We start from the raw sequence: 16,001 nt of genomic DNA, 5'->3' as shown, positions 1-16,001 counted from the left end.
TTATGTTTTTAAAAGCAAAAAGAAGAGTTCCCAAAAAGGAAACTCTTCTTCCCTGTTAATATGTAAGGATTATTTAACCGCATCTTTTAACGCTTTACCAGGTTTGAATGCAGGTACTTTACTTGCAGCGATTTCAATCTCCTCACCTGTTTGTGGGTTACGACCTTTACGAGCCGCACGCTCACGAACTTCGAAGTTACCGAATCCGATCAGTTGTACTTTATCACCTTGTTTTAAAGCTTCTAAGATAGAATCAAAAACAGCGTCTACTGCTTTTGTTGCGTCCTTTTTAGAAAGGGAACTTGCTTCTGCAACAGCATTGATTAAATCTGTCTTGTTCATGCCATTCACCTCCTCCCAAAGATAAGACTGTATAATGATCATAAAATGAGTCTTACTTTCATTTGTAGGCAATTTTTGCAAATTCTATACTACAAAGATGTAGATAAATCATTATCAACGCCTATATTATACGATTCTCCTTTATAATTCAATATTTTTAAGGAAATTGTTACTCTTAAAATGTGAAAATCTGATGAAACTTGACAATTTACAACAATGTATTAGATAATGACTGTTTATTTTTCTATTTTATAATCAAAAAAAACAAAAAATCCCTCTACAATGAGAGGGATTTTTTCTTATAGTATAATCGCAATTAATCCGCCAGATCCTTCATTAATAATTCTTTCTAGCGTTTCTTTTAATTTATATCTAGCATTTTCTGGCATTAAAGATAATTTCGCCTGAATTCCTTCTCGAACAATCGAGCTAAGTGAACGTCCAAATATATCAGAATTCCAAATTGATAACGGGTCATCTTCAAAATCTTGCATTAAATAACGAACTAATTCTTCACTTTGCTTTTCAGTACCAATAATCGGCTCAAACGTTGACTCTACATCTACTTTAATCATATGAATAGATGGCGCTACCGCTTTTAACTTCACACCAAACCTTGAACCGTGACGAATAATTTCTGGCTCATCTAAGCTCATATCCGCTAATGCAGGTGCTGCTACACCATATCCTGTTTGCTTAACCATACGCAGTGCATCCGCCACTTGATCGTACTCTATTTTCGCATGAGATAAATCGAGCATAAGCTTTAACAAATGATCTTTCCCTCGAATTTCTACTCCTACTACTTCTTTTAAAATCTGATCATATAATTCATCTGGCGCATATAAATCAATCTCCGCCACACCTTGCCCCATATCAATGCCAGCTAGGCTCGCTCGATCAATAAATTCATATTGACTAAACTGCCAAACAACGCGATCCACATCACGAAGACGTTTTATATCCTTCACAGTTTCTTGAACTGCTTCTTGATAACTTTGACGCAACCAATGCCCTTCATTTAGCACCATTACCCAACTCGGAAGGTTCACATTCACTTCTAATACAGGGAATTCAAATAGCGCTTCACGAAGTACATTATATACATCTGTTTCTCTTAAACTCTCCACACTCATTGCAATAACCGGGATATCATATTCTTCTGATAAACTTTGGCGTAATTGCTCTGTATCTGGATGATACGGCTGTACCGTATTAATTATCATAATGAAAGGTTTTCCTACTTCTTTCAACTCATTTACAACGCGTTCTTCTGCCTCTATATAATCTCTTCTTGGAATTTCACCAATTGTTCCATCTGTTGTAATTACAACACCAATTGTTGAATGTTCTTGAATTACTTTACGCGTGCCGATTTCTGCAGCTTCATGGAATGGAATAGGTTCTTCATACCAAGGGGTATTAATCATACGCGGGCCATTCTCATCTTCATAGCCCTTCGCTCCAGGAACCGTATATCCAACACAATCTACTAATCGAATATTCACTTCAAGTCCTTCATCTACTTCGATAGAAACCGCTTGGTTTGGAACAAACTTCGGTTCCGTCGTCATAATTGTACGACCAGCAGCACTTTGAGGCAATTCATCCTGCGCTCTTTGACGGTCAGACTCATTCTCAATATTTGGAATAACTACAAGTTCCATAAATTTTTTAATGAATGTTGATTTCCCTGTTCGAACAGCTCCTACAACTCCAAAATAAATATCACCGCCTGTTCGTTCTGCAATATCTTTAAAAATATCTACCTTTTCCAAGTGATTCCCTCCCTCAAAATTTTTGGGAATAATTCCGCGTTTATAGTCAACTAATACCTTCTCTAACGTTGCCTATAATATCTGATATAATATAATGGTATTCTAGAAGTTCGGACAATATATCATATAATTTTGTCCAATTTCATATGACTATTAAAAAATATCTTTTGTTTGCATCGTAAGTTGTATAACATAAAAAACCTTTCTTCTAGAACTTATTCACTAAAAGAAAGGTTCATGACTTATCATTTTAAAAAAATTGGTTCTCCGTCCTTTACTGTGTACGGTAAAGAATAAGCTGGTACAAACGGGGAACCTTTCGAAAGTATATTTCGAATATCTTCTCCCTCTGTAAACTGCCCTTCATTTTTTTTCAAAGCGTCATATAAGTCGATTCTATAATCAACAAAAACTTCTCCTTTTTCATTAATTACAAAAGGAAGTCCTTTACCAGAATATGGACTTGTCACTTGTGGCACATCTTTATATCCTAGTTTTTTGAAATCCAATTCATATACACCATCTGAAATTACTTTTTTAAAAGGTGGATATTGATGTTCATCACGATACATCCTAAGCTTTAAAGATAGTTCCTGAATTTGTTCAGCCATCCTAACATCAATTAACTTTACTGTCGGATTTGTTTCAACGTCTATTAATACGTATTGATATACTCCTCCACTTTCATACGCATTCCCTGGCGCTTCTTGTATGTAACGCGGGGCAATCTGTTGAAAATCGATTGGATACTTTTGATAAATAGGTGTACTCATATCCCTCGTCTTAATTGGCAATATCCCATCATTTTGCTCCTTAAATGTCACAACAGCTTTTTGAACAACCTGTAGCTGATCTTCATAAGGAACCGCATTTTGCTTCATATTTTCTTTCGGATACAGACACCCCGTTAAAAGGCTCATACAACAAAATATTAAAATAATATGGAATTTTTTCACTAGCATCACCTTTTCATACTAATCTAATTTGCTCCGTATGTAGTATTTTCGAGACCATTCCATTTACTGCTGTACAGGTCCACTAAATACAACAAGAAAAATAACAATTCCTGACACAATCATAAGGGTGTACGCTACTAACGCTGTAATCCCTTTCAAAAATTTATTCTTTATTCTATGTCTACTTAATAAAATAAAACTTACTGCAAAAAACATAAATCCAATTGCCCCTAAAGCCAACCACATTTTCATAAGCCCTTCTGACATATACACACCCCTTTTTATTAATCTATTTTTATACTATTTTAACAAATTAAAATCTTTAAACAAATACAAAAAGAACATTTTACTACAAATCGCGAGTATGTAACTTTAATCAATAGGTTTTCCAGCATTTCTCACCAATCTAGGCAAAAATAAAACCGAAGCGATTGTATCTCTCGCTTCGGTTGACCAAATATGCCCAAAAACAGCTCTATTCCCATTCTTTCATGGCTATCATATGCAATCTCCAAACTCTTTGTTTCTCATAATTTATTTTTTAAACATTTTGCTTAACGAACCAAAATCTGTTGGCATATTATTATTAATAATCGCTTTTACAATTTGATCCTCTTGCTCTTTCGGCACTTCACGTCCCGCCATAAGAGCCACTTGATGAATTAATTGACGAAGTACAGTTTCATCACGTAAATTCGCATTTTGCACGGATGATGCTAATTTAAAAATATCCTCTTTATTTACTTTCGCTTCCTTCTCAATATTATTAAAAATATTATTATCCATTCTTTTCACCCTCTCCTCAAGTTACTCTTCATCCTATGCAAAAATGAAAAAATGGTGAAAAGACCCAAAAAATAAAAAAGCGACAGAAGTACAAATGTACTTCTGTCGCTTTTCTTTACAGTAAATCAGGTATAGCTTCCACTTCATGTTTTCGAACACGTCCCATCAATGAGCCTACTGCATCTTTTACGTTATTCCCATTGAACAGCACGTCATATAAAGCAGCTGTAATCGGCATTTCAACTTCCATTTTCTCTGCCAATTCATGAGCAGCTTTCGTTGTTCTTACACCTTCCACAACCATACCCATGCTTTCTAACACTTCTTCTAAAGAGTGTCCTTTTCCAAGCATATTTCCAGCGCGCCAATTTCGGCTATGAACACTTGTACAAGTTACAATTAAGTCTCCCATACCAGTTAGACCAGCAAACGTTAACGGATTCCCGCCCATTTTTCTTCCTAAACGAGCAATCTCTGTTAAACCACGTGTCATCAATGCCGCCTTTGCATTATCACCTAATCCAAGACCATCAGTTATACCAGCAGCTAATGCGATAATATTTTTTAACGCACCACCAAGTTCAACTCCAACGATATCTGGATTTGTGTATACACGAAAATAACTATTCATAAATAAATCTTGTACTTCCTCAGCCGCTTCCATACGCTTTGCTGCAGACGTAACTGTTGTCGCTTGTCGTAAACCGACTTCTTCAGCATGACTCGGTCCAGACAGTACAACAACATCTTTAATTAAGTGCTCTGGAATTTCTTCCTCAATCACTTCCGAAATACGTTTTGACGTACCAGGTTCAATTCCTTTGCTCGCATGAATCCAAGTAATTGGTTCAGTAACAATTTCTTTCATCTCTTGTAATACATCTCTGTACGCTTTCGTTGGTACTACTAGCAGTACTGTATTTACATCTACTAATGCTTCTTCTAAAGAAGAGTAGGCTACGATTGTGCTTGGCAATGTAATGCCTGGGAGATATCGACTATTCTCATGTTTCGTATTAATTTCATCCATAAGTTCTGGGCGATTTCCCCAAATACGTACATCATGTCCATTGTCAGCTAATACCATCGCTAACGCTGTTCCCCAGCTACCTGCTCCTACTACTGTGATTTTTGTCATAAAATCACATCCTCTCCATTAGTCTCTTGCTCTAGCGATAATGTGAATCGGCGTTCCTACGAAGCCAAATGATTCACGTAAGCGATTCTTTAAGAAACGCTCATATGAGAAGTGCAATAATTCTGGATCGTTTACAAACACAACAAATGTCGGTGGTTTTACCGCAACTTGTGTTGCATAGAAAATTTTCAGACGGCTACCATTATGAGTTGGCGTCGGATTCATCGCTACCGCATCCATAATTACATCATTTAATACGTTCGTTTGAATACGGATACTATGACTTTCATTTACCTCATCGATAACCGGTATTAATGTTTGTGTACGTTTTCTCGTTTTTGCAGATAAGAAAACAATTGGTGCGTATTCTAAGAATTGGAAATGAGCACGGATATTTTCTTCAAATGCTTTCATTGTTTTTTCGTCTTTTTTCACTGCATCCCATTTATTTACAACGATAACAACAGCTCGCCCTGAATCATGAGCATATCCAGCGATTTTTTTATCTTGCTCAATAATTCCTTCTTCACCATCTAAAACGACTAAAACAACGTCAGAACGTTCAATCGCTCTTAGCGCACGAAGTACACTATATTTTTCTGTACTTTCATACACTTTTCCTTTTTTACGCATACCAGCTGTATCAATAATTACATAATCTTTTCCATCTTTACTATATGGTGTATCGACAGCATCACGAGTTGTTCCTGCTACATTACTAACAATTACACGCTCTTGACCAAGAAGAGCATTTACAAGTGATGATTTCCCTACGTTTGGACGTCCAATTAAAGAGAAACGAATTGTGTCTTCATCATATCCGTCTTCTTCAATCTTTGGAAAATGTTGTGCAGCTTCGTCTAGTAAGTCACCTAACCCTAATCCGTGTGTACCTGAAATTGGGAATGGTTCGCCAAATCCTAATGCATAAAAGTCATAAATGTCACTGCGCATTTCCGGATTGTCTACTTTATTTACTGCAAGTACAACCGGTTTATTTGAACGATATAAAATTTTTGCAACTTCTTCATCAGCTGCTGTTACACCGTCACGACCGTTTGTCATAAAAATGATAACATCCGCTTCATCAATTGCTACTTCAGCTTGTTGACGAATTTGTGTCAAAAACGGCTCGTCTCCAATATCAATTCCGCCCGTATCAATAATGTTAAATTCATGATTTAACCATTCTCCAGCGCTATAAATACGATCGCGCGTTACACCTGGAATATCTTCTACGATTGAAACTCTTTCTCCAACAATTCTATTGAAAATAGTAGATTTCCCTACGTTCGGGCGACCTACTATCGCTATTACTGGTTTCGGCATATACTTTCATCCTTTCAACTTGCTTCTGTTTATTATGTAAAAAACCCTTCTTTGTGCAAGAAGGGATTTGCATTCCAGAATATTTCTCAACGTATCAAAACACCTCACATTATAACACACGTTGCTAATGTTTCACAATAATATATACATTCTCTTGTAAGCGATGTGCTATACCATCTAAAATTGCTTCTAAATTATTTGCAACAAATTCTAGTTCCTCCGTCGATTCGCAAACGAATAAAGGAGCACCACCTGCAAATTTTTCTGGAGTCGTTGTTATAACTGCCAGAATAACACTTTCTAACATCATCTCTTATCTCCCCTTCCTTTTGGGGCTTCCGATGACATATGGACAGCACTTTCTAACGTTGGTACATTTCCTATGACACCTATCGCTTTCTCTGCATCTTGATCTTGCGGCAGGACAAAAATCCCAACCCTGCCATCCTCTAAATCACGCTTTGCTAACGGTACAAGCGCTGGTGTACCAGAATCTCTATAAATCCCTAACGCTACTGAAACATCGTGTAAAATAGCTTGTCGTTGCCCTAAATTTGAGATTGTAACCATCGCATCAATTGATTTCGGCTTTAAAATAAAACCCATACCATATTTCATAATTTCTTCTTGTCTTGCTGGCAATCCAATATTCATAATGTAAATATTGTCAATATAAAGCCCTGCTCCTTCAAAACGAAGCGGAACGTGCTCAATTTCAACAAGATCATGTAGCCTTTTACCAGACATTAATTTTTTCGCGATAAAAAATGCGATTATAGCCATAATTACTCCTGCAATCCATGAACGGAATCCTATATACGCAAACGTCGTTGCAAACGACGTTAACATTGCCAAATAGTTGCGACTTTCAAAAACCAATGCAATTCCTTCAATGTATGTATTTCCACGCGGTACGAGCTCATACCCATCTAATTGTTGAAGCGTATTTCTTTCCATATTACGTACATCACGAAATTGTGTCGCTGCTAATGTAAGAAATGTAATGGCAGAAAAATCTTTTTTCAAAATAGACGGGATTGCAATCGCTCCTAAAGCAGCTGCAATTAACCCCATTGCAATATGAATAATTTTCCCATGTAGCCTCGTCGGATATTGCCGCGTATCCGTCCGAAGCATTAGCACCCTTGTAACTGTCCCCGCTATTACGCCGCATAAAATGGCTGGTGTATATTCAGTCATGTATTACCCTCGCCTTTCTTTTACGTGTTTTTCTCTTAAACCGTTCCATGTATACTGATGCTTTTGCAATCCAAAACAATATTGCCATGAATAATGTAGAAATGGCGACGATATCAAAAAATGCTAAACTACCGTAATCATATGGAAAATTCAATTTCCTAAAAATAAATGTCACTAGCAGCTCTCCTTGTAACATCCCTACATATAGAGAACATAATCGTAATATGCGATCCCCATGCAATAACACCGATGCATACACAAGAGCACTACTTAGCAGAAACACTCTATCCACCACAATCCAAATCGGATCATATATTTCTAACAGATGAAAACTTGTATATAACATTGCAATAATAAGTGCCGAAAGTAAGCTATACAATTTTTTCCAGACGGAATATAGCGTGATCCCTATAAAAGAAATAATACAAAGTAAAAGAGCATTTACTGATACCACGAATGAGGCAATCGTTACATGTAACGGAGAGCAAATTATAAAAATCAGTATACAAGCGCCTAACTTCCACCGGATAGGGTCCTTTTTCATAAAAAAGGTTACAATGATCCACCCTATCCAAGCTACAAAATAAAAAGTACTTCCATCCATCAACTTCACCTCCTATGTTTTCCATTATGGGAACTTTTTATGAAAGTTAATCCACTTTATTTACGCATAGTTTTTTCTTATAACAGCAACACTTTTAACAAGGAGGTGTTATTCATTATGGGTAAAGATCGCCAAGAACGAAAACTACGAGAATCACGCCGCGTTGAATCCGATCGTGATCAATCACTACAATATCCAGGTGCAACTGGACTTGATACACCAGAACAGGCTCGAAAACAAAACCAGCACTAATTAATACAAAAAGACGGTTTCTATATTGTACGAAACCGTCTTTTACATATTTCTTCATAATTTCTACTCATAATACAATTCTTTTGTGTTCGCATTATAGATTCGATTACTTGACGTGGCATCAATCGTCACTATACCTATTGGTTTAGACTATAATTTACAAATATATCTGAGAATAGCGATTATCTCGATACCTATTTAAATTAATATTATATCTCTAACGAATAAGTATCTTTATCATTAATTGTACAAAATACTTCCTCGGCCTTTACAATATTATCAACTTTGATATACGAGTTTACCAATATAAACTTATAATAGTCAGATAGCATAACATACCCAGATAAAAGGTTTATAATTTCCAATTCATTTTCCCCTAATTGAAAATACAAATCAGCTAATTCTTTCGCTGCGTTTTCCATTTTAATAATATTTTGCTCTTTACTATTCGCTTTTTGTACCCTCTGCATAACGCTTAACAAATCACGCAATTGTGTTTTTCCAATTTCCCTCTCATTATATTTCTCAATCTTTAATTGGTACTGACAGTAAAGTACTAGCGCCTCGTATTTATAAAAATTCTTCAAATAAAATTCTATTAATTTTTTTGCTATATTTTTATCAATAGCCATATAACATAATACCTGCTTTACTAACTCTTCTTCCTCTATTTCCAAATCTAATTCATTCAAAATATCTACATTTTGGATGGCCCTATAGTCCTTCATCTCATAAAAATTAAAAATATAGTTAATATCATATTCTTCAACTTGTTTTTTGATTTCCTTGCCAATCCCGATAATTCGCTCTAATGAAAAAAAGACAGTTATAAAGATAGATAACGTTTTAACTACATCAGAACTATTAAACACATCATTAGCTAATATTACAATAGGTATAAACAATACATAAACTACTAATTTTCTAACTAGTTCTATTACTTTATTAGAACTCGAATTCATCCATATTAACAAAAATAAAGAGAGACCAATCAAGGCATTCATCTTAAGAGATATACCCCAAAAAATCATTTTCGTACAATAAGTCACGACAAAAAAGCTAATTAAAATTACTAACCAATAGCTAAACCGACTCTTGATAACCCTCGCTTTTTCTTCTGCTTTATTTAAATGATAAATGCGAATTGTACCACTTAAATACATAAAAAAATTAACATATTTTAAACTTCCTACACTTATATATCGTGTCATCCAAAAAAGAATTACTAGCCCAATTATTAATGCAAAAATCATATTTTCTTCAAGCATTATCAAATATACAAAAGACAACACACTTTGTACAATCAATCGAACTTTTATAGATTTAAATACCACTCTTATCACTTGACTAATTAACATAAAAATAAACACGATAATTGTCCATTTTATGTACAGACTAAAATCGCTTATATATTCATTCGTAAATTTCATTAACTTATCTGTCATCATGATTAATTTGTTTTGCGTTTCGTAGCTAATATCCCCACGTAAAACCCCTTTAAGTATATCAAACAATTCAACAAAGTAATTTGATAATTCTATTATACCGACTTTTTTTAACAACATAGGAACCAACATTAATATACTAATAAAATATATTATATATAAAATCGCTATCAAATCTGATGTTTTTTTATTTTCTTCACCTTTTTCTAATAAATGAATCCGAAATTTATCCATAAAAAATGCTATATCCCCCAAAACATTTGCTCCTTTCTAATACTGCCTTTCTATATTACAGCAATAAATTCACTAAAGAATAGCCTCTCTATATAAAATATTTTTTATATAGTAATATACAAATTCAAAAATTCTATACGCAATTCATATTAATTTAATATCAACCGGATATAAATAATTCTCCGGTTGATATTAAATAACTTTATCTCCTACTATAATGCGCAGTATCAATACCACGCTGCATTAACCAATGATATGTTTCACCCTTTACAACAAGAGGTACAGATTGCAACTCTTCTATCGTCTTCGCACCAAGAGCTGTCATTATAAATTTCAAATCTGTATGTAGAAGCTCAATTTCATCTACTAACTTCTCGATACCATCTTGCATTAAAATACGTAAAAAATAACCAGCAAACGCAGTTGTATTCGCCCCTAATGCGATTGCTTTCGCTACGTCAAGCGCTGTTTGTATACCCCCAGATGCAATAAAAGAGAGGTTATTATTTGTAGAGGTTGCTTCAATAATCGAGGTTGCTGTTTGTATGCCCCAGTTATTAAAATAAGAAAGCATTCGCTGTCTTCTTTCGTTTTCAACAGCAGCAAAATTCGTACCACCTTGCCCACCAATATCAATTGCTGTTACACCTACGTTCACTAACTGTTGCATTGTTTCCTTACTCATCCCAAATCCAACTTCTTTTACAATGATAGGAACTTTACTATTTAAAACAATTTTCTCAATGCGCTGAAGTACTCCAGTAAAATCACGGTCTCCTTCTGGCATCGTTAACTCTTGTATGACATTTAAATGAATTTGTAATGCATTCGCTTCAATCATATCAACGGCGCGCTCTGCCTGCTCGATAGTTGCCTCACTACCTAAATTAGCAAAGAAAATACCATTTGGGTTTACCTTTCTAATCACCTTATAAGAAGCAGCTTCACTTTCATCTTTTAACGCCGCCATTTGCGAACCTACAGCCATAGCAAGGTTATGATGTTTCGCTACATATGCTAATTGCTCATTAATATGTAACGTTTTCTCTCCTCCACCACCAGTCATCGCATTGATAAAAATCGGCGAACTTAGTGAAAGTTCGCCGATTTTTGTTTCACATGTTATTGTGTCATAATTTGAATTTGGCAAGCTTTGATGCACAAAATCAATATCATGAAAGCCATGCGTACGAGACTGACCAGTAGAAAGAGCGTATTCAATATGATCTAATTTACGTTTTGCCCTTACCACTTGTACCCCTCATTATTTCTTTAATTTTTTCAGTTGTTCACCAATAATATCACTTAATTGGAAAGTAGCAGAATCAGCATTTGGCTCATACTGACTATAATCTTCAGTTACATTATTTTCCTCAAGCGCTTCTTTTATACTTAAAGAAATACGTTTCTCTGCTACGTGAACTTCAAGTACTTTCACTTTTACTTCTTGTCCCATTTCCAATACTTCATTCGGATTTTTCACGTGACGATTTGCAATTTGAGATACGTGTACAAGCCCTTCAACGCCCGGTAAAATCTCAACGAATGCACCAAATGTAACAAGGCGTTTTACTACTCCCTCACGAATATCTCCAGCTTTTATTTCGCCAGCAACGTTTTCCCAAGGTCCTGGTTGAGCTGCTTTAATTGATAAAGAAATACGTTGTGTATCAGCATCAACAGATAACACCTTTACCTTAACCTTTTGACCTTGCTCTAACACTTCAGAAGGTTGCTCTACACGTTCGTGTGAAATTTGTGAAATGTGAACTAAACCGTCCACTCCACCAACGTTAACGAATGCGCCAAAGTCAGTTAATCGTTGTACTGTTCCTTCAACAACGTCCCCTTCTTTTAATGAAGAAATTGCTTCTTTTTTCTTAGAATCTAGTTCTAATTCTACTACCGCTTTATGCGAAAGGATTACACGATTTTTTTCACGGTCTAATTCAACAATTTTCACCGCTAATGTTTTACCTTTATAGTCAGTAAAGTCTTCTACATAATGTACTTCTACAAGTGAAGCTGGAATAAAACCGCGAACACCAAGGTCCACAACTAATCCGCCATTCACAATATCTTTTACAGTAACATCAAATACATGACCAGAAGTAAATTTCTCTTGTAGTTCTACCCATGCTTTTTCTGCATCAACAGCACGTTTAGATAAGACAAGATCATCTTCTTCTAATTTAATAATTTTCAACTCTAGTGTTTGATCTAATTCTACAACATCGCTTGCTTTTTCAATATGAACGTTAGCTAATTCACTAATTGGAATTACGCCATCTGTTTTGTATCCAACATTTACAAGCACTTGTTTCTCTTCAACCTTCGTTACAGAACCTGTAACAACGTCACCAACTTGTAATTCTTTTGAATCCATAACTTCTTCATTCATTTTCTCTACCATGGAAATACCTCCCTACAGAATTGACAAAGCATTTTTTATGTATATACGAAATGAAAACAAAGTTTTCATTTGCATGTTTAAGAATTTCTCATCACATACTCTTTTTCAATAACATTCACAAGAAAATATATTAAACCTATATAAATAGTATACAGCAAAACCAGCTTGAAAAAAGTATGTTTTGAAATATAATAGCGAATATATTCTGACAGTTTTATTCCTCTTTAACTAACTTCTTACAAATCAGCTCATTTGTCAAGGAAAGAGACTCACAATTCACGTATCCTTTACATTTCTATTTAAACAAAAAAAGAAAGAGGACTATCCCCTTTCTTTATTTCGCAAACACTCCAGAAACAATGCTCATAATTTTTTGGACAACTTCTTCAATTGATAAAGAAGTCGTATCTAATTCCAATGCATCATCAGCCTTTTTTAGTGGAGAAACTTCGCGTTCTGAATCTAATTTATCACGCTGAGCAATTTCTTCTTTTAGCTGCTCTAAATTAGAATCGAAACCTTTATTTAAATTTTCTAAATGTCTTCTTTCCGCTCTTTCTTCAACAGAAGCAAGCATAAAGATTTTCACTTCAGCATCCGGTAATACATGTGTACCAATATCACGGCCGTCCATTACAACGCCGCCTTTTTTCGCTAACTCTTGCTGACGACGTACCATTTCTTCACGAACAAGGCGATGTTTCGCTACAATAGATACTCGATTCGTCACATCAGGTGTACGAATTACTTCAGAAACATCTTGTCCATTTAAAAATACAAGCTGTGTATTTTCTCCTTGCTGAAACTCAATATTTACATTCTTTACAACTTCCATTAACTGCTCTTCATTTTCAATGTCTACTTTTTGTTCAAGGGCTGCATATGTAAGCGTACGGTACATTGCGCCTGTATCAATATAAACGTAAGAAAGTTCCTTCGCAACAACTTTTGCCACTGTACTTTTCCCAGCAGCTGCTGGACCATCTATAGCAATTGAAATTCGTTTATCCATTGTAACACCTCATTTTTTCACTTATAAAACAAAACGAAAAGCAGGTGTTCACCCTGCTTCTTCTCATTTGCTTCACGTCATTAAATCCTCAATTATTGTAGCATAATCCTTCATAGAAGAAAATGAAAACTACCTATTCACCTGCAAGATTTCCACTTTGTTTTTTACCATGACACCCTCATAATAAACAATTTTAGATAAATATTTCACTGATGACTTATGTATAAATAACAATTGCACAACAGAAAGACAAATGAATTGTATTATTAATATACGAATAAAAATTCTCTCCATCTTTTTCACCGGAATTCTTCCCTCCTATACTATATTTGCACATTTCGTTTCATGATTTTATACATCGTACATATAGCAGTTAATTTTATTGTCATTTTCGAGGCATACTTTTATACATTTCCATTGTCGAATTTACTCAAAACATGTTATGTTCTAAATGTATTTTTTTACTTGAAAGGGGTATAAGCATTGAAAAGAATCCTAGTTTTACACACAGGTGGAACAATTGCAATGGAGGAAGATAAAGAAACTGGGGTCGTACAACCAGGTGAAAAAAATCCTCTTTTAAAATTCATTCCTGATTTAGAAGGCGATGTTGATTTAATCGTTGAAGATGTGTTCCACCTACCATCTCCTCATATGACACCGAGCGAAATGTTACAATTACAAGTCATCATTGATGAAAGAGTAAAACAAGACAACATTCATGGCGTAGTCATTACGCATGGCACGGATACATTAGAAGAAACAGCTTATTTCTTAGATTTAACAGTACAAGCAACTATTCCGATCGTAGTGACAGGTGCAATGCGCTCTAGCAATGAGTTAGGTGCTGATGGTCTATATAACTTCTTATCAGCTGTAAAAGTTGCTAGTTGTGATGAAGCTGCAGAAAAAGGTGTTTTAGTCGTATTAAACGACGAAATTCATTGCGCTACAAATGTAACGAAAACACATACAAGTAATGTTGCAACATTCCAAAGCCCACAATACGGACCAATTGGAATGGTAACAAAACGCGGCGTTGTCTTCCATCACGCTTTAGTACATCACGAAACATATACGATAAACAAAGTGTCTAAAAATGTAGTTGTTCTAAAAGCATATGCTGGCATGGATGATACATTATTAGCAGCAATCGAAAATCTTCCTGTAGACGGCATTGTTATCGAAGCTCTTGGACAAGGTAATCTCCCTCCAAGAACACTACCTAGTCTAGAAAGATTATTAAATAGAGGTATTCCTGTCGTATTAGTTTCTCGCTGTTTCAACGGTATCGTTCAAGACGTATATTCGTATGAAGGTGGCGGTAAACACTTAAAAGATATGGGCATTGTATTCACATACGGCTTAAATGCACAAAAAGCACGCATTAAATTACTTGTTGCATTAGAGAATACAAATTCTCATGAATCCATTCAAAATATGTTTATGCACGAATAAAAAGGAGCTGTCGAGGTTTTCCCGACAGCTCCTTTTTATTTTTCTCTTGATGCAATGGTTTGCGCAATCGCATCTCCATGAAATCTTCCGTTCTCGATAAATATTTCATTTGCATTATTTCCAGCAGCAATGACACCTGCAATGAAAATATTTTCAGCATTCGTTTCCATTCTATCCTCTGTATAAATTGGACGTCCTGTTTCTTCATCAATCTGAACACCCATCTTCGTTAAGAAGCTATGATCAGGATGATAACCAGTCATCGCAAATACAAAATCGTTTTTGATTGTAAGAGCTTCACCATCAACTGTAAACGTTAATGTATGCTCAGTAATTTCTTTCACATGAGCCCCAAAATGCATTTGAATTGTACCATTTCGTACTAACGCCTCAAATTCCGGCAAAATCCAAGGCTTTATGCTTGGTGAATACTCACTTCCACGATACAGTACCGTTACACGTGCACCAGATTTAACAAGTTCTAACGCGGCATCTACACTCGAGTTTTTCCCACCTATAACTACTACATCTCGATCAAAATAAGGATGCCCCTCTTTAAAATAGTGAGCTACTTTCTTCAATTCCTCACCTGGAACATTCATATAATTTGGATTATCATAATATCCAGTTGCTACAACAATATATTTCGCTATATATATTTCCTTACTTCCGTCACGCTTTGTCGTCTCAACCTGAAAAGCTTCTCCATCTTTTTGAACTTTCTCCACTCGCTCAAAAGCATTTACACGTACAGATTTACGTCTTACTACTTCACGATAATACGCAAGCGCTTGATTTCGAATTGGCTTACGATTTTCTGTAATAAAAGCTACATCACCAATTTCTAATTTTTCACTAGAAGAGAAAAATGTTTGATGAGTTGGATAATTATAAATGGCATTTACAATGTTTCCTTTTTCAATTACTAACGGATTTATCCCTACCTTTTGCAACGAAATTGCAGCCGCTAATCCGCACGGACCGCCTCCGATTATAATAACTGTTTCTTTCTGCATACTCGTCCACTCCTAGTCTTCTACCAATACACTATTTA

At 35.3% G+C, this 16,001-nt stretch carries 18 protein-coding genes; 2 read left to right on the top strand and 16 right to left on the bottom strand.

Annotated elements, in window-relative coordinates; all coding sequences use genetic code 11:
• Positions 1 to 69: 69 nt before the first annotated feature.
• From MR136_RS16205 to MR136_RS16160, 10 genes are all read right to left on the bottom strand, one after another.
• Positions 70 to 342 (bottom strand): HU family DNA-binding protein, encoded by a 273-nt coding sequence (locus MR136_RS16205; protein WP_001043860.1) that lies wholly within the window; start codon positions 340 to 342, stop codon positions 70 to 72.
• Positions 343 to 641: 299 nt separating this feature from the next.
• The gene (gene spoIVA, locus MR136_RS16200; protein ID WP_000416519.1) at positions 642 to 2,120 is read right to left on the bottom strand and encodes a stage IV sporulation protein A; all 1,479 of its coding nucleotides are present in this window, start codon (positions 2,118 to 2,120) and stop codon (positions 642 to 644) included.
• A gap of 245 nt (positions 2,121 to 2,365) precedes the next feature.
• The gene (locus MR136_RS16195) at positions 2,366 to 3,076 is read right to left on the bottom strand and encodes a hypothetical protein (protein WP_000713407.1); all 711 of its coding nucleotides are present in this window, start codon (positions 3,074 to 3,076) and stop codon (positions 2,366 to 2,368) included.
• A 63-nt stretch (positions 3,077 to 3,139) separates the two neighbouring features.
• Positions 3,140 to 3,343: a DUF2768 domain-containing protein gene (locus tag MR136_RS16190; protein ID WP_001289008.1), complete on the bottom strand. Its 204-nt coding sequence runs from the start codon at positions 3,341 to 3,343 to the stop codon at positions 3,140 to 3,142.
• A 267-nt stretch (positions 3,344 to 3,610) separates the two neighbouring features.
• Entirely contained in the window at positions 3,611 to 3,862 is a 252-nt protein-coding gene (locus MR136_RS16185; protein ID WP_000369754.1) for a stage VI sporulation protein F, read from the bottom strand.
• 115 nt (positions 3,863 to 3,977) lie between these two features.
• On the bottom strand, positions 3,978 to 5,000 hold the full coding sequence (locus MR136_RS16180) for an NAD(P)H-dependent glycerol-3-phosphate dehydrogenase (RefSeq protein WP_000161763.1): 1,023 nt from the start codon (positions 4,998 to 5,000) through the stop codon (positions 3,978 to 3,980).
• An 18-nt stretch (positions 5,001 to 5,018) separates the two neighbouring features.
• Positions 5,019 to 6,329 (bottom strand): ribosome biogenesis GTPase Der, encoded by a 1,311-nt coding sequence (gene der, locus MR136_RS16175; RefSeq protein WP_001125893.1) that lies wholly within the window; start codon positions 6,327 to 6,329, stop codon positions 5,019 to 5,021.
• Between the two features lie 124 nt (positions 6,330 to 6,453).
• On the bottom strand, positions 6,454 to 6,639 hold the full coding sequence (locus MR136_RS16170) for a capping complex subunit for YIEGIA (protein ID WP_000979059.1): 186 nt from the start codon (positions 6,637 to 6,639) through the stop codon (positions 6,454 to 6,456).
• Positions 6,636 to 7,529 (bottom strand): YIEGIA family protein, encoded by an 894-nt coding sequence (locus MR136_RS16165; RefSeq protein WP_000141596.1) that lies wholly within the window; start codon positions 7,527 to 7,529, stop codon positions 6,636 to 6,638. Before MR136_RS16165 ends, MR136_RS16170 begins: the two co-directional genes overlap by 4 nt.
• Positions 7,522 to 8,133 carry a YphA family membrane protein gene (locus MR136_RS16160; protein ID WP_000349103.1) on the bottom strand — a complete coding sequence of 204 codons (612 nt, stop codon included), beginning with the start codon at positions 8,131 to 8,133 and terminating at the stop codon, positions 7,522 to 7,524. The genes MR136_RS16165 and MR136_RS16160 overlap by 8 nt, the downstream gene beginning before the upstream one ends.
• Before the next feature lie 117 nt (positions 8,134 to 8,250).
• On the opposite strand from MR136_RS16160, the gene MR136_RS16155 reads away from it, so the two are divergent.
• On the top strand, positions 8,251 to 8,385 hold the full coding sequence (locus tag MR136_RS16155; RefSeq protein WP_000513900.1) for a YpzI family protein: 135 nt from the start codon (positions 8,251 to 8,253) through the stop codon (positions 8,383 to 8,385).
• A gap of 209 nt (positions 8,386 to 8,594) precedes the next feature.
• On the opposite strand, the gene MR136_RS16150 is transcribed toward MR136_RS16155, so the two are convergent.
• From MR136_RS16150 to MR136_RS16130, 5 genes are all read right to left on the bottom strand, one after another.
• Positions 8,595 to 10,085, bottom strand: coding sequence for a hypothetical protein (locus tag MR136_RS16150; RefSeq protein WP_242259525.1), 1,491 nt, complete (start codon positions 10,083 to 10,085; stop codon positions 8,595 to 8,597).
• 181 nt (positions 10,086 to 10,266) lie between these two features.
• The gene (locus tag MR136_RS16145) at positions 10,267 to 11,316 is read right to left on the bottom strand and encodes a type 2 isopentenyl-diphosphate Delta-isomerase (RefSeq protein ID WP_000251036.1); all 1,050 of its coding nucleotides are present in this window, start codon (positions 11,314 to 11,316) and stop codon (positions 10,267 to 10,269) included.
• A 12-nt stretch (positions 11,317 to 11,328) separates the two neighbouring features.
• Positions 11,329 to 12,477 (bottom strand): 30S ribosomal protein S1, encoded by a 1,149-nt coding sequence (rpsA, locus tag MR136_RS16140; protein ID WP_000229559.1) that lies wholly within the window; start codon positions 12,475 to 12,477, stop codon positions 11,329 to 11,331.
• Positions 12,478 to 12,811: 334 nt separating this feature from the next.
• Positions 12,812 to 13,489: a (d)CMP kinase gene (cmk, locus tag MR136_RS16135; RefSeq protein ID WP_000361252.1), complete on the bottom strand. Its 678-nt coding sequence runs from the start codon at positions 13,487 to 13,489 to the stop codon at positions 12,812 to 12,814.
• Between the two features lie 129 nt (positions 13,490 to 13,618).
• Positions 13,619 to 13,792: a YpfB family protein gene (locus tag MR136_RS16130; RefSeq protein ID WP_000738057.1), complete on the bottom strand. Its 174-nt coding sequence runs from the start codon at positions 13,790 to 13,792 to the stop codon at positions 13,619 to 13,621.
• Positions 13,793 to 13,972: 180 nt separating this feature from the next.
• Here MR136_RS16130 and ansA point away from each other — a divergent pair, with 180 nt between their 5' ends.
• The gene (gene ansA, locus MR136_RS16125; protein WP_000822010.1) at positions 13,973 to 14,947 is read left to right on the top strand and encodes an asparaginase; all 975 of its coding nucleotides are present in this window, start codon (positions 13,973 to 13,975) and stop codon (positions 14,945 to 14,947) included.
• 35 nt (positions 14,948 to 14,982) lie between these two features.
• Here ansA and MR136_RS16120 read toward each other — a convergent pair whose 3' ends face one another.
• On the bottom strand, positions 14,983 to 15,963 hold the full coding sequence (locus MR136_RS16120) for a YpdA family putative bacillithiol disulfide reductase (protein WP_017673019.1): 981 nt from the start codon (positions 15,961 to 15,963) through the stop codon (positions 14,983 to 14,985).
• Positions 15,964 to 16,001 lie beyond the last annotated feature (38 nt).

This window comes from Bacillus cereus group sp. BfR-BA-01311 (assembly GCF_022664295.1).
Classification (GTDB): domain Bacteria; phylum Bacillota; class Bacilli; order Bacillales; family Bacillaceae_G; genus Bacillus_A; species Bacillus_A cereus.
The sequence above is the reverse complement of the archived record's forward strand: the minus strand, read 5'-3'. Positions and strand labels throughout refer to the sequence as shown.

What these genes read in the sequence shown, in the direction of transcription:
- MR136_RS16180 (WP_000161763.1), bottom strand. Translation starts at nt 5,000, where the DNA reads ATGACAAAAATCACAGTAGTAGGAGCAGGTAGCTGGGGAACAGCGTTA.
- der (WP_001125893.1), bottom strand. Translation starts at nt 6,329, where the DNA reads ATGCCGAAACCAGTAATAGCGATAGTAGGTCGCCCGAACGTAGGGAAA.
- MR136_RS16160 (WP_000349103.1), bottom strand. Translation starts at nt 8,133, where the DNA reads ATGGATGGAAGTACTTTTTATTTTGTAGCTTGGATAGGGTGGATCATT.
- rpsA (WP_000229559.1), bottom strand. Translation starts at nt 12,477, where the DNA reads ATGGTAGAGAAAATGAATGAAGAAGTTATGGATTCAAAAGAATTACAA.
- cmk (WP_000361252.1), bottom strand. Translation starts at nt 13,489, where the DNA reads ATGGATAAACGAATTTCAATTGCTATAGATGGTCCAGCAGCTGCTGGG.
- MR136_RS16190 (WP_001289008.1), bottom strand. Translation starts at nt 3,343, where the DNA reads ATGTCAGAAGGGCTTATGAAAATGTGGTTGGCTTTAGGGGCAATTGGA.
- MR136_RS16165 (WP_000141596.1), bottom strand. Translation starts at nt 7,529, where the DNA reads ATGACTGAATATACACCAGCCATTTTATGCGGCGTAATAGCGGGGACA.
- MR136_RS16120 (WP_017673019.1), bottom strand. Translation starts at nt 15,963, where the DNA reads ATGCAGAAAGAAACAGTTATTATAATCGGAGGCGGTCCGTGCGGATTA.
- MR136_RS16170 (WP_000979059.1), bottom strand. Translation starts at nt 6,639, where the DNA reads ATGATGTTAGAAAGTGTTATTCTGGCAGTTATAACAACGACTCCAGAA.
- MR136_RS16155 (WP_000513900.1), top strand. Translation starts at nt 8,251, where the DNA reads ATGGGTAAAGATCGCCAAGAACGAAAACTACGAGAATCACGCCGCGTT.
- MR136_RS16185 (WP_000369754.1), bottom strand. Translation starts at nt 3,862, where the DNA reads ATGGATAATAATATTTTTAATAATATTGAGAAGGAAGCGAAAGTAAAT.
- MR136_RS16205 (WP_001043860.1), bottom strand. Translation starts at nt 342, where the DNA reads ATGAACAAGACAGATTTAATCAATGCTGTTGCAGAAGCAAGTTCCCTT.